Source organism: Variovorax paradoxus (genome assembly GCF_024734665.1).
GTDB lineage: Bacteria > Pseudomonadota > Gammaproteobacteria > Burkholderiales > Burkholderiaceae_C > Variovorax.
The window spans coordinates 3,255,652-3,272,056 of the sequence record NZ_CP102931.1 but is presented as its reverse complement, the minus strand read 5'-3'; the positions used below and the strand labels follow the sequence as shown (position 1 = coordinate 3,272,056).

The window sequence follows — 16,405 nt, the reverse complement described above, 5'->3', positions numbered from 1 at the left end:
AACTCACCATGACTCCCTGGAAAGCCGCAAGGCCCGGCGATCGCCTCGACGCCATCGACACCCCCGCGCTCGTGCTCGACCTCGATGCCTTCGAGCGCAACCTCGCTCGCATGGCCGAAGCGCTGCGCGGCAGCGGCGTGCGCCTGCGCGCCCATGCAAAGTGCCACAAGACGCCAGAAATCGCCCTGCGCCAGATCGCCTTGGGCGCGGCCGGCATCTGCTGCCAGAAAGTCAGCGAGGCGGCCGTGTTCGTAGATGCCGGCATCTCCGACGTGCTGGTCACCAATCAGGTGATGGGCGAAACCAAGCTGCGCCACCTGGCTACGCTGGCCCGTCGCGCGCGCATGGGCGTGCTGGTCGATCACCCGCAGCAGGTGCAGGCGCTGGTTGCCGTAGCGCAGGCTGAGGACGTGACGCTGGATGTGTACGTCGAGGTCAACGTCGGGGCCAACCGATGTGGTGTTGCACCCGGGGAAGAAGCTGTGCGGCTCGCGCAGCAGATCGCGGCCAGTGCACCGCTGCGCTTCATGGGCCTGCACTGCTATCACGGGCCGGCCCAGCACCTGCGCGCGCCGCAAGACCGCGCCGCGGCCATTGCCGCTGCCGCAGAGGCCGCGCGCATGACCCGCGCCGCTATCGAAGCCTGCGGCATCGCCGTCGAGCGCGTGACGGGCGCGGGTACCGGCAGCTTCCTGCACGAGCGCGACTCCGGCGTCTTCAACGAAATCCAGGCAGGCTCCTACGTCTTCATGGACCGTGACTACGGCGATAACCAGCGCGGCGAGCACGACATCGGGTTCGAGCATGCCCTGTTCGTGCGCACCACCGTCATGAGCCGCGCGACGCCCGAACGCGCCATCGTCGACGCAGGCCTCAAGGCCTCCAGCGTGGACTCGGGTATGCCCACCGTGTGGCAGCGCCCCGACCTGCGCTACGTGAAAGCCGCCGACGAGCACGGTGCGCTGGCCACGCCCGATGCTGCGGCGCTTTCGTTGGGTGACCAACTGATGCTGGTGCCCGGCCATTGCGACCCGACCGTCAATCTCTACGACGACCTGGTCTGCGTGCGCGGCGAGCGGGTGGAGGCCCTGTGGCCTATCGCCGCACGCGGCGCGCTGCTTTAACTCCTCAATTCAAGGCAATCGATGCAGGAAAAATTCGACCTTCTGATCCGCAACGCAAGCATCGTCGACGGCACCGGCGCGCCCCGTTTCACGGGCGACATCGGCATTCGCGGCGACCGCATCGCACGCATCGGCGATCTGTCCGCTGCGCACGGCGAGGTGGAGATCGACCGGGCAGGGCGCATCGCGGCGCCCGGCTTCATCGACGCGCACACTCACGACGACCGCCTCATGCTGTCCGACCCCGACATGGCGCCCAAGGTCAGCCAGGGCATCACCACGGTGATCGCGGGCAACTGCGGCATTTCGCTGGCGCCGATGCCGGGCGGCATCACGCAACCGGTCACGCCGCCGCTGAACCTGCTCGACGAGCAGGGCGACTGGTTCTCCTTTCCCACCTTCGCCTCGTACATCGAGGAACTGCGCGCCAAGCCCGCCGCGACCAACTGCGCCTTGCTCGTGGGCCACACCACCTTGCGCGTTGCAACGCTGGACGATCTCGACCTGCCGGCGACGCAGGAACAGATCGCCCGCATGCGCGAACTGGTGCAAGAGGCGCTGCAGGCCGGCGCCATCGGCGTGTCCACCGGCCTGTTCTACGAGCCGTCGATTGCCGCGCCCACCGAGGAGGTGATCGAAACCTGCCGTCCGCTGAAGGAATTCAACGGCGTGTATTGCACCCACATGCGCAACGAGGCCGACCGGGTGATCGACTCGCTCGAAGAAACCTTTCGCGTCGGTCGCGAGGTCGGGGTGCAGGTCGTGATCTCGCACATGAAGGTGGTGGGGCCGGCGAACCACGGCCGTTCGGAGGAAGCGCTGTCGTTCATCGAGAAGAACATGGCCAACCAGCCGATCTGCCTGGACTGCTATCCCTACACGGCCGGCTCCACCATCCTGTCGGCAGACCGGGCGGCAAGCTCCTCGCGCGTGATCGTGAGCTGGTCGAAATCGCTGCCCGAACACGCCGGCCGTGACCTGGACGTCATCGCAAAGGAAATGGGCGTCACCGAGGAAGAGGCGATCCGGCGCCTGAGCCCCGCTGGCGGAATCTACTTCCGGCTGGACGAGGCCGATGTGCAGCGCATCCTGAAATTCGACCAGACCATGATCGGCTCCGACGGCCTGCCGCACGATGCATCGCCGCATCCGCGGCTGTGGGGCAGCTTTCCGCGCGTGCTGGGCCACTACGGGCGCCTGCTCGGACTGTTCCCGCTGGAAACCGCGATCTACAAGATGACCGGACTGACGGCGAAGAACTTCGGCCTGAAGGACCGCGGTGTGCTGAAGGAAGGCGCATATGCCGACCTGGCCCTGTTCGACGCGGACACCGTGGGCGAAGCCGCCACGTACGAAGCGCCCATTGCACCGGCCCATGGCATCGAGGCGGTGATCGTCAATGGTGCGATCGTGTGGCGCGATGGCGGGTCGACGGGCGCGCGGCCTGGGCGGGTGCTGGCGCGCGAAGTGCCGCAGACGGCGGGCTGAGCAGCGCGCGCACCGAGCCTTTCTTCCGCAAGCGGGCTGGCACACCTGACAATCCGATGCCAACACATCAGAAAAGAATGGTGGCTCGATGGCAACCTCGATCAACGTTGAATTTTCGACTGAGCACGGCGGCACGGGCCTGATCGCGACCGTTTCGATCGGGCGCCTCTTCTGGCCCAAGACCACGACCCGATACATCTGCCACCACATCGACCCACAGACGGGGGGCGCCTGGATCAACGAAGCCACCGGGCGCTCGCCGTCGCAAAGCCTGACCTCGAAGATCAACGTTGCAGCACTCTCGGCCGCGCGACTTGCAGCGCCGCCACCCGGCGGGTCATTGAACCATCTGGACGCACTGGTCGCATTGGCTCCACGGTCCTTCACCTCCAGGCTGCTGCGCTGGCGACTGCCTTCAATGCACGGCCCTGAGCATCGACAACGGCAACGCGATGACCGCAATGCTGCGAAAGACCGAACCAGTCCGGGGACTACTTCAACGCGGAAATCTCCCGACTCTTGATGAGCCTGGAGCGCAGGATGTTGCGGCTGATCCCAAGCAGCCTGGCCGCCTGCACTTGATTGCGGTGGCAGAACTCGAAGGCGGTGCGCATCACGGTGTCCTCGATCAGTTCGAACATCTGTTCGTGAGGCTCGTTGAACAGCTCGCGCAGCACCGTCTCCAGCGCTTGCTGCGGCGTGGCGTGCGCGGAGACCTCGCTCTCGGCTGGACGCCTCTGGATGTTCAACGAGGACAGATGCAGATGCTCCGCGCCCAGCACGCCGTGCTGGCAGATCAGCAGCGCGTGGTGAATCACGTTCTCCAGCTCGCGGATGTTGCCGGGCCAGGCGTGCTCGGAGAGCTTCTGTTCGGCGCTCGCATCGAGCCGCACCGCGCCGTAGCCCAGCCGCTGACGGTACTCCTCGATGAAATGCCGCGCCAGCGGAAGAATGTCGCCGGGCCGCTCGCGCAGCGTCGGCAGCGCAAGGTGCACCACGTGCAGCCGGTAGAACAGGTCTTCGCGGAAGTTGCCGGCGGCCACCGCGTCCTGCAGCCGAACATTGGTCGCGGCCACCACGCGCACGTCGATGGGCACGCTCTTGCGCGAGCCCAGCCGCACCACCTCGCGCTCCTGCAGCACGCGCAGCAGCTTGACCTGGATCGACAGTGGCAGGTCGCCGATCTCGTCGAGGAACAGCGTGCCGCCGTTGGCCGCCTCGAACCAGCCCGTCTTGGCCGAGAACGCGCCGGTGAAGGCGCCTTTCTCGTGGCCGAAGAGCTCGCTCTCGACCAGGCTCTCGGAGAAGGCACCGCAGTTCACGGCCACGAAAGGCCGGCTGCTGCGGCGGCTCAGGTCGTGTACGTGGCGCGCGATCAGCTCCTTGCCGGTGCCGGTCTCTCCGATGATGAGCACGTTGGCATCGCTGGGCGCCACCATGCGCACGCGTTCGAGCAGCGCAGCCGAGCGCGGATCCTGGAACACCTGGGCCGTGGCGCGGATCGAGGTGGTGAGCTTGCGCGGGTTGGGCAGCGTCAGCAGGGTGGGGGCATCCCAGTCCTCGTCCGATGCGGGGGAGGCGTCGGCCGGCGGCAGCACAGCAAGAGGGCGGGTGTAGGCGGTCATGAGTAGAAGGTCGGTACGGGGTATTGCTGCTTGAGGGCCCATTCGCCGAGCTCGCGCAGTTTGTAGGCCACGGGGTCATGCAGGGTCTGGGTGCGCAGGTTGCGCCAGTGACGGTCCAGGCGCAGGCCGCCATGCGTGGCGCGCGCGCCGGCCACGTCGAACATGCGCGTACAGATGTCCAGCCCCGTGTTCGTCGCCGCGACCTTCGCGGTGGCCACGGCCACCGCGACGTCGCCGCGCTCGGCCTCTGTCAACGCGGGGCCGAGCCGCCATGCCGCGTCGAGCCGGTCGGCCGCGCGGTCGGCCAGCACGCGCACGCTCTCCAGGCCGACCCAGAAGTCGCCGTAGTGGCCGAGCACATAGGGGTCCTCGTGCATCTGCGATACATGGGCCGCATGCCACGGGCGCGACTCGTGCAGCGTGTAGTGCCTTGCATCGTTGAAGGCCGCCTCCGCAATGCCGAGGTAGATGTTGGCCAGCACGAGTTGCGACACCAGCGGCCGCAGGCAGGCAAAGGGGGTCGAGAGCGGGCCCGGGTCGGCCAGCACCTCGTGCTGCTCGACGCGCACCTTCTCGAAGGTCACGCTGCCGCTGTCGGTCTGGCGCTGGCCGATGTTGTTCCAGTCGGGCGCGACGAAGATGCCCGAGCGGCCGGTGGGAACCGCCGCGACGATGAAGGCGCCACTGCCTTCCTCGCGCGCCGAGGCGATGAGCATTTCGGAATCGAGCGCGCCCGAGCAGAAGCTCTTCTGCCCGGTGAATTCGCGCCAGCCCTCGTGCGCGCTGGACACCGTGCGGTCGTCCAGCGGATTGAGGGCGTTGCCCCAGAACCATCGACGGCGCGCGGTCTGCTCGAACCATGGCTGCCATTGCACGGGCCGCGCGAAGAGGCGCACCGTGGCGAGCATCAGGTGATGAAAGCCGAACACATGCGCGAGCGAGCTGTCGGCCTGCGCGAGCAGGCGCACGACATCGAGCGTCTCGCGCCAGTCAGCACCGCTGCCGCCGAATTCGGACGGAATGCTCAAGGCGAGCAGGCCGCTTTCACGCAGGGCATCGCGCTCGGCCTTCGGCGTGCCACCGCGCTCGTCGCGCTCCACCGCGGTGGCTGCGAAGCGCTGCATCAGCTCGCGCGCGATGTCGCGAGTGGATTCGGAAGCAGGAATGGAAAGAACGGAACTCACTGAACTCACACAAGGCCTCGGTATGTGCAGGCAGCACGGTTGCTGCGCCAGCAGCATGTTGGCGGCGCGCAAGCGCCCGGCCAACGATGCGATGCGTATATCGATCCTTGTTTTGCTTCCATGGCAGCAGTGCGGGCGGGCAATGTGCTGCGTGCAGCAGATGTGGTGTTCCGCTGCTGCTGGAGCAGCAGAAATCGCGCGTTTCGGCGCGTTCCCACAGGCAGGTCGACTGGCACGCTAACTGCTGAACCGCCTCATGCAACTTTTCTGGTTTCTCCCCACGCACGGCGACAGTCGCTACCTCGGCACCTCGCGCGGTGCGCGCACCGTGAGCCATCGATACCTGCGGCAAGTGGCACAGGCCGCCGACGAACTGGGCTACGAGGGCGTGCTGATTCCCACGGGGCGTTCCTGCGAAGACTCGTGGGTGGTCGCCTCGTCGCTGGCGGCTCAGACCGAGCGGCTCAAGTTCCTGGTGGCGATACGCCCCGGCATCATTTCGCCGACCGTTTCCGCGCGCCAGGCCGCGACGCTCGACCGCTTTTCCGATGGCCGCCTGCTCATCAACGTGGTGACCGGCGGCGACCCCGACGAGCAGCATGGCGACGGCAGCTTCCTGACGCATGCCGAGCGCTACGAGGTCACCGATGAATTCCTGCGCATCTGGCGCGGCGTTGCGGCCGGCGAGACCGTCAACTTCTCGGGCAAGCACCTGCGCGTGGAGAACGCCAAGACGCTCTATCCGCCGATGCAGAAGCCCTATCCACCGCTGTGGTTCGGTGGCTCGTCGGACGCGGCCATTGCACTCGCGGGCGAGCAGGTCGACGTGTACCTCACCTGGGGCGAGCCGCCGGCCGATGTGGCCGACAAGATCGCGAAGGCCCGCGCCGCGGCGGCAAAGCACGGCCGTACGCTGCGCTTCGGCATCCGGCTGCATGTGATCGTGCGCGAGACCAGCGAGGCGGCCTGGCGCGCCGCCGACGAACTCATTTCCTATGTGACCGACGACACCATCGCCGCCGCTCAGAAGGCTTTCTCGCGCTTCGACTCGGTGGGCCAGCAGCGCATGGCCGCATTGCACGGCGGGCGGCGCGACAGGCTGGAGGTGTCGCCCAACCTGTGGGCCGGCGTGGGCCTGGTGCGCGGTGGCGCGGGCACGGCGCTGGTGGGCAGCCCCGAAGAGGTGGCGGCACGCATCAAGGAATACGCGGCACTCGGCGTGGAGACTTTCATCTTCTCGGGCTATCCGCATCTTGAGGAGGCCTATCGCGTGGCCGAACTGCTGTTTCCGCTGCTGCCGCTCGACCATGTGCGCCCGGCGGGGCAAGCCAACATCACCGGGCCCTTCGGCGAGGTCATTGCCAACGACATCGTGCCGCCGTCGTCGCGAGTGCTGGTGCCCGAGAAGGCCGCCGCATGAAGCATTTCTCCGCGGAGGCCGGCGACGAAGTCGTACCGTGGCACGCGACCGCGCAGCGCGTCGCGCAGACATTGGCGCAGACCGCCGTCGAGCGCGACCAGCGTGGCGGCACCCCGAAGGTCGAGCGCGACCTGCTGCGGGGCAGCGGCCTGCTGATGCTCAGCGTGCCGACCGAACTAGGCGGCCTGGGCGCGAGCTGGCAACAGACACTCGACGTGGTGCGTGGCTTTGCGCGTGTCGACAGCTCGGTGGCGCACCTGTTCGCCTTTCATCACCTGCTGCTCGCGACCACGCAGCTCTTCGCGCAGCGCGCGCAGTGGCTGCCGTGGATCGAACAGACCCGCGCGCAGCGCTGGTTCTGGGGCAATGCGTTGAACCCGCTCGACAAGTCCACGCGCGCGCAAGCCGTCGACGGGGGCTATGTGTTCTCGGGCCGCAAGAGCTTCTGCTCCGGTGCCAGCGACTCCGACATGCTGCTCGCCTCGGCCCTCGACGCGAACGATCGCCTGCTGATTGGCGTCGTGCCCACGGGGCGCGCCGGCATTGCGGTGCAGGGCGACTGGGACAACATGGGCCAGCGCCAGACCGACAGCGGCAGCGTGGTGTTCGATGGCGTGCGCGTCGAGGCGAATGAACTGCTGCTCGACCCCGGCCCGCTCTCGACGCCGTTCGCCTGCCTGCGCCCGCTGCTTGCGCAACTGATCCTCGCGAACATCTACCTCGGGCTGGGGGAGGGCGCACTCGAAGAGGCGAAGTCGTTCACGCTGCAGCAAGGCCGCCCCTGGCTGTTCTCGACGGCTTCGGCTGCAAACGAAGACCCTTACGTGCTCACGCACTACGGCGATTTCTGGCTCGCGCTGCAAGGCGCCCGCATGCTGCTCGACCATGCGGCCGCGGCCTTCGATCAGGCGTGGCTGCGTGGCACTTCGCTCGATGAACACGAGCGCGGGCAGGTGGCTGTTGCTGTTGCCGCAGCCAAGGTCGCGAGCACACGCGCGAGCCTCGAGGTGGCGCACCGCATGTTCGAGGTGACGGGCGCGCGCGCCACCACCGCCGCGCTGCGCCTGGACCGCTACTGGCGCAACCTGCGCGTGCACACGCTGCACGATCCGGTCGACTACAAGCTGCGAGAACTTGGCGACTGGGCGCTCAATGCGCGCGTGCCGCAACCCAGCTTCTATTCCTGAATTTCGGCATTGCCTTGCAACGGGCCTGCGGCTTCGCGTCGCAGGCCCGTTGTGCTTTCCAACGCGCACATCACCCTGCTGCAGGGGAAGCAGCTTCTTCATCGGATTGCTGCCTGGCGTTCATGCGACGGCCGCATACCGATCTACCCCAAACAACTATCGCTGCGGAAGTGCTGGCCCATCAGCAACCCACCCGCAGCCTGCTGCCGATCCAGCATGGGCGCAGATAGCCATTTCGCTCTAACTCGTTGATTCATAAGGAAAAAGGAAGTGGCACGCCATTCGCTTATATCGAGTGCGCCGCGAATCGATCGCAGCTTCCAAACAGAGGTCATATCAACATGAGTCGAAAACTGAAAGTCGTTGCCGTCTCCGGCAGCCTGCAACGTCCCTCGCGCACCCTGGTGCTGGTCGATCAACTGCTGGCCGCGCTCGGCAACGAGATCGCCATCGATGCGCGCGTGCTCTCGCTCGGCGAGATCGGGCCGCAGTTTGCCGGCGTGCTCTACCGCAACCAGTTGCCTGCCGCCGTCGAAGAGAGCATTGCCGCCATCGAGTCCGCCGACCTGCTGCTGGTAGCAAGCCCGGTCTATCGCGGCTCGTACACCGGCCTCTTCAAGCACCTGTTCGACTTTGTTCACCACGAGGCGCTGACCGACAAGCCCGTGCTGCTCGCTGCCACCGGTGGCAGCGACCGCCACGCACTGGTCATCGACCACCAGTTGCGCCCGCTCTTCAGCTTCTTCCAGGCCCGCACGCTGCCCATCGGCGTCTACGCGGTCGAGAAGGACTTCGAGGGCTACGAGATCGCCAACCCCGCGCTGCGCGAACGCATCGCGCTGGCCGTGGCGCGCGCCGTGCCACAACTGCGCGATGCCTCGCCGGCCACCACGCCCGCCATCCGCAAGCCCGCGCCCGTTGCGCTGGCCGCCTGATGCCCTCCCACCGACCGTTCACAGAGAGAAACCTGCCATGAGCCAACCGTCTTCCACCGCCGCCCCCGTCAAGTTCGCCTACTGGGTGCCCAACGTCAGCGGCGGCCTCGTGGTCAGCACCATCGAGCAGCGCACCGACTGGAGCCTCGAATACAACCAGCGCCTCGCACTCGCGGCCGAGAAGGCCGGCTTCGAATACGCGCTGAGCCAGATCCGCTTCACCGCTGGCTACGGTGCCGAGTACCAGCACGAGTCGGTGTCCTTCAGCCAGGCGCTGCTGCATGCGACCACCAAGCTCAAGGTGCTGGCTGCGATCCTGCCCGGTCCATGGAATCCGGCCGTGGTGGCCAAGCAGATCGCCACCATCGACCACATCTCCAATGGCCGCATCGCCATCAACGTGGTGAGCGGCTGGTTCAAGGGTGAGTTCCAGGCCATTGGCGAGCCGTGGCTGGAGCATGACGAGCGCTATCGCCGCTCCAACGAATTCATCCGCGCGCTCAAGGGCATCTGGACGCAGGACAACTTCACCTTCAAGGGCGACTTCTATCGCTTCAGCGACTACACGCTGAGCCCGAAGCCGGTGCAAAAGCCCCACCCCGAAATCTTCCAGGGTGGCAGCTCGCGCGCAGCGCGCGACAACGCGGCCAGCGTGTCGGACTGGTACTTCACCAACGGCAACACGCCCGAGGGCCTGAAGGCGCAGATCGACGACATCCAGGCCAAGGCCGCGCAGAACGGCCACACGGTGCGCATCGGCGTGAACGCGTTCGTCATCGCCCGCGACACCGAAGAGGAAGCCAAGGCCGTGCTGGCCGACATCATCAAGCACGCACACGTCGAGGCGGTGCACGCCTTCGGCGATGCGGCCAAGCAGGCTGGCAAGTCTTCGCCCGAAGGCGAGGGCAACTGGGCCAAGTCCACCTTCGAAGACCTCGTGCAATACAACGACGGTTTTCGCACCAACCTCATCGGCACGCCGCAGCAGATTGCCGAACGCATCGTGGCGCTCAAGGCCATCGGCGTCGACCTCGTCCTGACGGGCTTCCTGCACTTCATCGAGGAGGTGGAGTACTTCGGCCAGAAGGTGCTGCCGCTGGTGCGCAAGCTCGAAGCGGAACAGGCCGCCCGCGGAGAAAAGCCGAGCAAGGCGGCACTGGAAGCCGTGGCGTGAGCCTCGTGATGCCCGATCTTTTCTTCGAGGCGGGGCCCGTCTCGCTCGGTGTCGATCCGGTGGCCTTCGTGCCGGCGGGTCGCACGGCTGCGGCAGGGGGAGATACCGCGACCTCGGCCGTGCTGCGGCTGGAGGGCATCGACCTGTCCTTCGGCGGCGTCACCGCGCTGTCGGGTGTGAACCTGTCGATAGCGAAAGGAGAGATCCGCGCCATCATCGGCCCCAACGGCGCCGGCAAGAGCTCGCTGGTCAACATCATCAGCGGGCTGTACCGGCCCGATCGCGGGCGCGTGTGGATCGGCGGGCGCGGCTTCGGCCACGTGCCGACGGCGCGACTGGCACGGCTGGGCGTTGCGCGCACTTTCCAGAATCTCGCGCTGTTCAAGGGCCTGAGCGTGCGCGACAACATCGTGCTCGGCCGCGTCGATGCGGCGCGTTCCACCTTCATCGAACAACTGGTCGGGCTGGGCCGCGCACGTCGTGAGCGCGATGATGCGCGCGCACGGGCCGAAGCGATCATCGGCTTTCTCGGGCTGCGCACCGTGAGCGAGCGGCTGGCCGGCACGCTGGCATATGGCCTGCAGAAGCGCGTGGAGCTGGCGCGTGCGCTGGTCGCATCGCCTCGACTGTTGCTGCTCGACGAGCCGATGGCCGGCATGACCGTCACCGAGAAAAGCGAGATGGCGCATTTCGTGCGCGCCGCACGCGACGAGTTCGGCACCACCATCCTGCTGATCGAGCACGACATCGGTGTGGTGCTGGGCCTGTCGGACCGCGTGGCCGTGCTCGACTACGGCCGCAAGATCGCGGACGGCACGCCGGCCGAGGTGCGCAGCGACCCGGCCGTGATCGATGCCTACCTGGGCGTGGCACATGACGACGCAGAGGGGCAGGCCTGATGGACGGCGCTGACTTCAGCTTCTTCGCCGAGGTGCTCATCGGCGGCCTGCTTTCGGGCGTGATGTATTCACTGGTGGCCATCGGCTTCGTGCTGATCTACAAGACTTCAGGCGTGCTCAACTTCGCGCAGGGCGCGCAGCTGCTGTTTGCTGCGCTCACCTTTGTGAGCCTGGTCGAGCGCGGCGTGCCCTTTGCACTTGCGCTCGTGCTGACCTTCTCCCTCATGGTGCTGCTGGGCCTGACCATCGAGCGCACCGTGCTTCGCCCGCTGGTGAACCAGCCGCCGATCACGCTGTTCATGGCAACGCTGGGCCTGTCGTACGTGATCGAGGGCGTGGCCCAGCTGGTGTGGGGCACGCAGGTGCATGCGCTGGAGCTTGGCATCGCGGACGAGCCGCTGCAGTTCTTCGGCATCATGGTATCGACCTTCGACCTGTTCGCCGCCGCGACGGCCGGCGTGATGGTGGCGGCGCTCTCGGCCTTCTTCCGCTACACACGCGTGGGCCAGGCGTTCCGCGCGGTGGCGGACGACACCTATGCGGCCATCGCGGTGGGCCTGCGCCTGCCGCGCATCTGGGCCACTGTGTGGGCAGCGGCCGGCGTCATCGCGCTGGTGGCCGGGCTGTTGTGGGGCGCGCGGCTGGGTGTGCAGTTCTCCCTCTCGCTCGTGGTGCTGAAGGCACTGCCTGTGCTGGTGCTGGGTGGGTTCGACTCCATTCTTGGCGCGATCGTCGGCGGGCTGGTGATCGGCGCACTGGAGAAGCTGGCCGAGGTGTACATCGGGCCTTTCGTAGGCGGAGGCATCGAGAGCTGGTTCGCTTACGTCGCAGCGCTGGCCTTCCTGCTGATCCGGCCAAGCGGGCTGTTCGGACAGAAACTGGTGGAGCGCGCCTGAGCCATGCGTACCGTTTCTGTGCATCCATTGACCTGGCCGCTGGCCGTGCTGGCCGTCGCCTTCGGCGTCGTGCCGTTTGTTGCGTCCGGCTATGTGTTCGACGCGCTGCTGATCCCGTTCCTTGCGCTGTCGCTCGCGGCTGTAGGCCTCAACCTGCTGACCGGCTATGCAGGCCAGCTGTCGCTGGGTACCGCGGCCTTCATGGCGGTCGGCGCCTTCGCGGCCTACAACTTCAACCTGCGCGTGGAAGGACTGCCGCTGCTCGTGAGCATCGGCCTCGCTGGCCTTGCCGCCACGGCCGTCGGCCTGGTGTTCGGGCTGCCGAGCCTGCGGCTGCGCGGCTTCTACCTTGCGGTGTCGACGCTGGCCGCGCAGTTCTTCGTGCAATGGGCGCTGACCAAGTTCGGCTGGTTCAGCAACGACAACGCCTCGGGCGTGATCGACGCGCCAGCGCTCGAAGTGGCGGGCATCGTGTTCGACACGCCGGTGGGGCGCTACATCTTCTCGCTGACCGTCGTCACGGCGTTGACGCTGCTGGCATGGCGCCTCGTGCGCACGCAGACGGGCCACCACTTCATCGCCGTGCGCGACAACGAACTGGCGGCGCGCGTCATCGGCGTGCCGGTGCTGCGCACCAAGCTGCTGGCGTTCGCGGTGTCGTCGTTCATCGTCGGCGTGGCGGGCGTGCTGTGGGGTTTCGTGTACCTGCGCACCGTGGAGCCGGCGGGCTTCAACCTCGACCGCTCGTTCCAGATCCTGTTCATCGTGATCATCGGCGGGCTCGCGACGATCCGCGGGGCCTTCTTCGGCGCGGCGCTCATCGTGGTGTTTCCGCTGCTGCTCTCGCGCGTGGGCAGCTTCTTCTTCGGCGGCTGGTTCGATTCGGGCGTGCTCGACATGAGCCAGCGCATCGTGCTGGGCGCGCTGATCATTTTCTTCCTCGCCGTCGAGCCGCAGGGGTTGGTCGCCCTCTGGGACCGTGCACGCATGCGCTTCTTGAGGTTCCTGCCGGCCTGAGCGCACAGCACCTTTCTTTCCTTTTTCCTTCGCATCCCGAGAGTCTTCATCACCATGTCCTTCATCAAGCACCTGAAAACCGCGGCCGTGGCCGTTACCCTGGCCGCGAGCGGCCTGCAGCTTGCGCATGCCGACGGCAACGAACAGTTCTTCCCGCTGCAGAGCTATCGCGTCGGTCCTTACGCGGCTGGCGGCACGGGCTTCTTCGGCGGCTTCATCGACTACCTCAACCTGGTGAACACGCGCGACGGCGGCGTGGGCGGCGTCAAGCTGACCTGGGAGGAGGGCGAGACGCAGTACGAAGTGGAGCGCGGCGTGGAGGTGTACGAGCGCCTCAAGCAGCGCCCCGGCATCGCGACCTGGAACCCGCTGTCGGTCGGTATCGCCTACGCGCTGATCGACCGCGTGACGGCCGACAAGGTGCCGCTGCTCACCATCAACCACGGCCGCACCGACACCACCGACGGCCGCGTGTTCAAGTACATCTTTCCGCTGTTGCTCAACCCGTACAGCGAAACCTCCGGCATCGTGAACTACATCGCGGGCAAGGAGGGCGGCGCCGACAAGCTCAAGGGCAAGAAGATCGTGGTGCTGTACCACGGCTCGCCCTACGGCAAGGAGACCATCCCGATCTATGAGCTGCTCGCGAAGAAGTACGGCTTCACGCTGCAGCAGATCGAGGTACCGCACCCGGGCAACGAACAGCAATCGCAGTGGCTCACCATCCGCCGCGTGAAGCCCGACTACGTGGTGCTGCGCGGCTGGGGCGTGATGAATCCGGTGGCGCTCAAGACAGCGCAGAAGACGGGCTTTCCGGTCGACCACATCGTGGGCAACGTCTGGTCCAACTCCGAGGAAGACGTGATCCCTGCCGGCGATGCGGCCAAGGGCTACGTGGCCATCACCACCGTGGCCGCGGGCGCGCAGTACCCGGTGCTGCAGGAGATCACCAAGACCGTCTACGGCGCGGGCAAGGGCAATCTGCAGGACCCGAAGCGCATCGGCAGCGTCTATCACAACCTCGGCGTGCTCAACGGCATCCTGAACGTGGAGGCCATCCGCATCGCACAGGCGAAGTTCGGCAAGCGCACGCTCACCGGCGACGAAGTCCGCTGGGGCCTGGAAAACCTGAAGATCGACGAGGCACGCGCCGCGGCGCTCGGCGCCAAGGGCCTGTTCCATTCGATCAACGTGACCTGGGACAACCACGAAGGCGATGGCCGCGTGGCCTTCCAGCAGTGGGACGGCAGCAAGTGGAACGTGGTGTCCGACTGGATCGCGCCTGACTGGAAGCTGCTGCGGCCGATCATCGAAAAATCTTCGCTGGCCTATGCCAAGGAAAAGAACGTCAAGGTGCGCAAGAGCATCGACGACTGAACCCCACGCACGTCCTCATTCGAAATCACTCGCAAGTCGAAAGGCCATCCGATGTCCGCTGTTCTCCAACCCTCCGCATCCGCACCGGCCGCAGCCAACGATGCAGTGCCCGGCCTGCCGCTGCCCGACGCGCCCGCGCATGTGATCCGCGACGACGCCGAAGCCATCGCCGTGGCGCATGCCCTGGCCGCGAAGCTGATCGTCGGCGCCTCCGAGCGCGACCGCCTGCGCCGCTGGCCCGTCGAGGAGATCGACGCCTATTCACAGAGCGGCCTCTGGGCCATCAACGTGCCCAAGGCCTTCGGCGGCGCAGAGGTTTCGTACGCCACGCTGGCCGAGGTGATCGCGATCATCTCGGCGGCCGACCCCTCGCTCGGGCAGATCACGCAGAACCACCTGGGCTTCGTCGCCGCGGTGCGCACGGTGTCCGACGCGGCGCAGCAGAAGCTGTTCTTCGCCGACTTCCTGCGCGGCGTGCGCTGGGGCAATGCGTTCTCGGAATCGGGCTCCAGGCGCGCGGCCGATTTCGAGACGCGCTTCACCGATGCGGGCGACCACGTGGTGGTGACCGGCAAGAAGTTCTATTCGACCGGCGCGCTGCTCGCGCACTACGTGCCCATCGTGGCCAACGACGAGCAGGGCAACACCTGGTACGTGGTGGCCGAGCGCAATGCGCCGGGCCTCACGGTGATCGACGACTGGTCGGCCTTCGGCCAGCGCACCACGCTCAGCGGCACGGTGGTCATCGACCACGTGAAGGTGCCGAAGACGCACCTGATCCCGGCCTACAAGGGCTACGACACGCCCTCGGCCGACGGCGCCATCTTCCAGATCATCCAGGCGGCGGTCGACGTGGGCATTGCGCGCGGCACCATCGCGGAGACGGTCGATTTCATCCGCACCAAGACGCGCCCGTGGATAGACAGCCAGCGCGACCATGCATGGGAAGACCCGTACTCGATCCAGGCGGTGGGCGACCTGCAGATCCGGCTGCATGCGAGCGAGGCCCTGCTGGAGCGTGCGGGCCGTGCGATCGACCGCGCGGTGGCCGCGCCAGATGCCGACAGCGTGGCTGCGGCGCAGATTGCGACGGCGGAGGCCAAGGTGCTGTCTACCGAGATCGCGATTCTTGCGACCAACAAGCTGTTCGAACTGGCGGGCACGCGATCGACGCTGGGGCAGTACAACCTCGACCGCCATTGGCGCAATGCACGCACGCACACGCTGCATGACCCGGTGCGGTGGAAGTACGCCATCGTGGGCAACTACTTCCTCAATGGTGTGAAGCCGCCGTTCCATGCCTGGAGCTGAGGTGACGGCCCCCTTGTTGCGCATCGAAGCCATCGAGGCCGCGTACCAACGCTCCATCGTCGCGCTGCACGGCGTGAGCCTGGACGTGCGCGCCGGCGAAATCCACGCGCTGCTCGGCGCCAACGGGGCAGGCAAGTCGACCACGCTCAAGGCGGTGTCGAACCTGCTGCCGGCCGAGCGCGGGCAGGTGACGGCCGGGCGCATCGTCTTCGACGGGCACGACACGAGCCGCACCAGCCCGGCAGATCTCGTGCGGCTCGGTCTGGTGCAGGTGCTGGAGGGCCGCCACTGCTTTCGCACGCTGACCGTGGAAGAAAACCTGCTGACCGGCGGGCTCGGCCGCAACACGCGGCGCTCGGAAGTCGCCGAAGACCTCGCGCGGGTCTACGCGATCTTTCCCAAGCTGAAGGAAAGACGACGCACGCTCGCCGGCCTGAGCTCCGGCGGCGAACAGCAGATGACGGCCATCGGCCGCGCGCTGATGTCGCGGCCCCGGCTGCTGGTGCTCGACGAACCGTCGATGGGGCTGGCGCCGCTGGTGGTGCGCGACATCTTCGAGCAACTGAGGCGGCTCAACCGCGAGCAGGGCCTGTCGATCCTCGTTGCCGAGCAGAACTCCACCGTCGCGCTTCAGTACGCCGACCGCGCAACGGTGCTCGATGCGGGAGTCGCGGTACTTGGCGGCGATGCACAGGCCCTGCGCCAGCGCGCCGACATCCAGTCTTTCTATTTCGGCGAAGGCGTTCCCGAAGCCGTGGCCTGAAGACC

15 protein-coding genes are annotated in these 16,405 nt (G+C 66.8%); 13 read left to right on the top strand and 2 right to left on the bottom strand.

Going from position 1 to position 16,405, the window contains the following annotated elements; translation table 11 throughout:
* The first annotated feature begins 8 nt into the window (after nucleotides 1-8).
* The 3 genes from NWF24_RS15395 (at nucleotide 9) to NWF24_RS15385 (ending at nucleotide 3,135) form a co-directional block, all read left to right on the top strand.
* Complete coding sequence (locus NWF24_RS15395; protein WP_258354926.1) at nucleotides 9-1,124, top strand: DSD1 family PLP-dependent enzyme; 1,116 nt, start codon at nucleotides 9-11, stop codon at nucleotides 1,122-1,124.
* Between the two features lie 21 nt (nucleotides 1,125-1,145).
* Nucleotides 1,146-2,612 carry an N-acyl-D-amino-acid deacylase family protein gene (locus NWF24_RS15390; protein ID WP_258354925.1) on the top strand — a complete coding sequence of 489 codons (1,467 nt, stop codon included), beginning with the start codon at nucleotides 1,146-1,148 and terminating at the stop codon, nucleotides 2,610-2,612.
* 88 nt (nucleotides 2,613-2,700) lie between these two features.
* On the top strand, nucleotides 2,701-3,135 hold the full coding sequence (locus NWF24_RS15385) for a hypothetical protein (protein ID WP_258354924.1): 435 nt from the start codon (nucleotides 2,701-2,703) through the stop codon (nucleotides 3,133-3,135).
* Here NWF24_RS15385 and NWF24_RS15380 read toward each other — a convergent pair.
* Nucleotides 3,104-4,237: a sigma-54 interaction domain-containing protein gene (locus NWF24_RS15380; RefSeq protein WP_093074343.1), complete on the bottom strand. Its 1,134-nt coding sequence runs from the start codon at nucleotides 4,235-4,237 to the stop codon at nucleotides 3,104-3,106. The genes NWF24_RS15385 and NWF24_RS15380 overlap by 32 nt on opposite strands.
* A complete protein-coding gene (locus NWF24_RS15375; RefSeq protein ID WP_375338477.1) occupies nucleotides 4,234-5,478 on the bottom strand; it encodes an acyl-CoA dehydrogenase family protein in 1,245 nt (414 codons plus the stop codon). The genes NWF24_RS15380 and NWF24_RS15375 overlap by 4 nt, the downstream gene beginning before the upstream one ends.
* Nucleotides 5,479-5,677: 199 nt before the next feature.
* Between NWF24_RS15375 and ssuD the strand changes: the two genes are divergently transcribed.
* From ssuD to NWF24_RS15325, 10 genes are all read left to right on the top strand, one after another.
* The gene (gene ssuD / locus NWF24_RS15370) at nucleotides 5,678-6,841 is read left to right on the top strand and encodes an FMNH2-dependent alkanesulfonate monooxygenase (RefSeq protein WP_258354922.1); all 1,164 of its coding nucleotides are present in this window, start codon (nucleotides 5,678-5,680) and stop codon (nucleotides 6,839-6,841) included.
* The gene (locus NWF24_RS15365) at nucleotides 6,838-8,028 is read left to right on the top strand and encodes an acyl-CoA dehydrogenase family protein (protein ID WP_258354921.1); all 1,191 of its coding nucleotides are present in this window, start codon (nucleotides 6,838-6,840) and stop codon (nucleotides 8,026-8,028) included. Before ssuD ends, NWF24_RS15365 begins: the two co-directional genes overlap by 4 nt.
* Before the next feature lie 341 nt (nucleotides 8,029-8,369).
* Nucleotides 8,370-8,963 (top strand): FMN reductase, encoded by a 594-nt coding sequence (gene msuE / locus NWF24_RS15360; RefSeq protein WP_258354920.1) that lies wholly within the window; start codon nucleotides 8,370-8,372, stop codon nucleotides 8,961-8,963.
* Nucleotides 8,964-9,000: 37 nt separating this feature from the next.
* On the top strand, nucleotides 9,001-10,137 hold the full coding sequence (gene sfnG, locus NWF24_RS15355; RefSeq protein WP_258354919.1) for a dimethylsulfone monooxygenase SfnG: 1,137 nt from the start codon (nucleotides 9,001-9,003) through the stop codon (nucleotides 10,135-10,137).
* A gap of 8 nt (nucleotides 10,138-10,145) precedes the next feature.
* Nucleotides 10,146-11,036 carry an ABC transporter ATP-binding protein gene (locus tag NWF24_RS15350; RefSeq protein ID WP_375338476.1) on the top strand — a complete coding sequence of 297 codons (891 nt, stop codon included), beginning with the start codon at nucleotides 10,146-10,148 and terminating at the stop codon, nucleotides 11,034-11,036.
* Nucleotides 11,036-11,932 carry a branched-chain amino acid ABC transporter permease gene (locus NWF24_RS15345; protein ID WP_258354917.1) on the top strand — a complete coding sequence of 299 codons (897 nt, stop codon included), beginning with the start codon at nucleotides 11,036-11,038 and terminating at the stop codon, nucleotides 11,930-11,932. Before NWF24_RS15350 ends, NWF24_RS15345 begins: the two co-directional genes overlap by 1 nt.
* Nucleotides 11,933-11,935: 3 nt before the next feature.
* Nucleotides 11,936-12,949, top strand: coding sequence for a branched-chain amino acid ABC transporter permease (locus tag NWF24_RS15340; protein WP_258354916.1), 1,014 nt, complete (start codon nucleotides 11,936-11,938; stop codon nucleotides 12,947-12,949).
* Between the two features lie 54 nt (nucleotides 12,950-13,003).
* Nucleotides 13,004-14,326, top strand: a complete 1,323-nt coding sequence (locus NWF24_RS15335; RefSeq protein ID WP_258354915.1) for an ABC transporter substrate-binding protein — start codon at nucleotides 13,004-13,006, stop codon at nucleotides 14,324-14,326.
* Nucleotides 14,327-14,377: 51 nt separating this feature from the next.
* Nucleotides 14,378-15,637, top strand: coding sequence for an SfnB family sulfur acquisition oxidoreductase (locus tag NWF24_RS15330; RefSeq protein ID WP_258354914.1), 1,260 nt, complete (start codon nucleotides 14,378-14,380; stop codon nucleotides 15,635-15,637).
* 1 nt (nucleotide 15,638) lies between these two features.
* Nucleotides 15,639-16,400 carry an ABC transporter ATP-binding protein gene (locus NWF24_RS15325; RefSeq protein ID WP_258354913.1) on the top strand — a complete coding sequence of 254 codons (762 nt, stop codon included), beginning with the start codon at nucleotides 15,639-15,641 and terminating at the stop codon, nucleotides 16,398-16,400.
* Nucleotides 16,401-16,405 lie beyond the last annotated feature (5 nt).

Excerpts from the sequence above, each read along its gene's own strand:
- NWF24_RS15345 (WP_258354917.1), top strand. The coding sequence starts at position 11,036 with ATGGACGGCGCTGACTTCAGCTTCTTCGCCGAGGTGCTCATCGGCGGC.
- NWF24_RS15340 (WP_258354916.1), top strand. The coding sequence starts at position 11,936 with ATGCGTACCGTTTCTGTGCATCCATTGACCTGGCCGCTGGCCGTGCTG.
- msuE (WP_258354920.1), top strand. The coding sequence starts at position 8,370 with ATGAGTCGAAAACTGAAAGTCGTTGCCGTCTCCGGCAGCCTGCAACGT.
- NWF24_RS15395 (WP_258354926.1), top strand. The coding sequence starts at position 9 with ATGACTCCCTGGAAAGCCGCAAGGCCCGGCGATCGCCTCGACGCCATC.
- NWF24_RS15380 (WP_093074343.1), bottom strand. The coding sequence starts at position 4,237 with ATGACCGCCTACACCCGCCCTCTTGCTGTGCTGCCGCCGGCCGACGCC.
- NWF24_RS15350 (WP_375338476.1), top strand. The coding sequence starts at position 10,146 with ATGCCCGATCTTTTCTTCGAGGCGGGGCCCGTCTCGCTCGGTGTCGAT.
- NWF24_RS15390 (WP_258354925.1), top strand. The coding sequence starts at position 1,146 with ATGCAGGAAAAATTCGACCTTCTGATCCGCAACGCAAGCATCGTCGAC.
- NWF24_RS15375 (WP_375338477.1), bottom strand. The coding sequence starts at position 5,478 with ATGCTGCTGGCGCAGCAACCGTGCTGCCTGCACATACCGAGGCCTTGT.
- NWF24_RS15365 (WP_258354921.1), top strand. The coding sequence starts at position 6,838 with ATGAAGCATTTCTCCGCGGAGGCCGGCGACGAAGTCGTACCGTGGCAC.
- ssuD (WP_258354922.1), top strand. The coding sequence starts at position 5,678 with ATGCAACTTTTCTGGTTTCTCCCCACGCACGGCGACAGTCGCTACCTC.
- NWF24_RS15330 (WP_258354914.1), top strand. The coding sequence starts at position 14,378 with ATGTCCGCTGTTCTCCAACCCTCCGCATCCGCACCGGCCGCAGCCAAC.
- sfnG (WP_258354919.1), top strand. The coding sequence starts at position 9,001 with ATGAGCCAACCGTCTTCCACCGCCGCCCCCGTCAAGTTCGCCTACTGG.
- NWF24_RS15335 (WP_258354915.1), top strand. The coding sequence starts at position 13,004 with ATGTCCTTCATCAAGCACCTGAAAACCGCGGCCGTGGCCGTTACCCTG.
- NWF24_RS15385 (WP_258354924.1), top strand. The coding sequence starts at position 2,701 with ATGGCAACCTCGATCAACGTTGAATTTTCGACTGAGCACGGCGGCACG.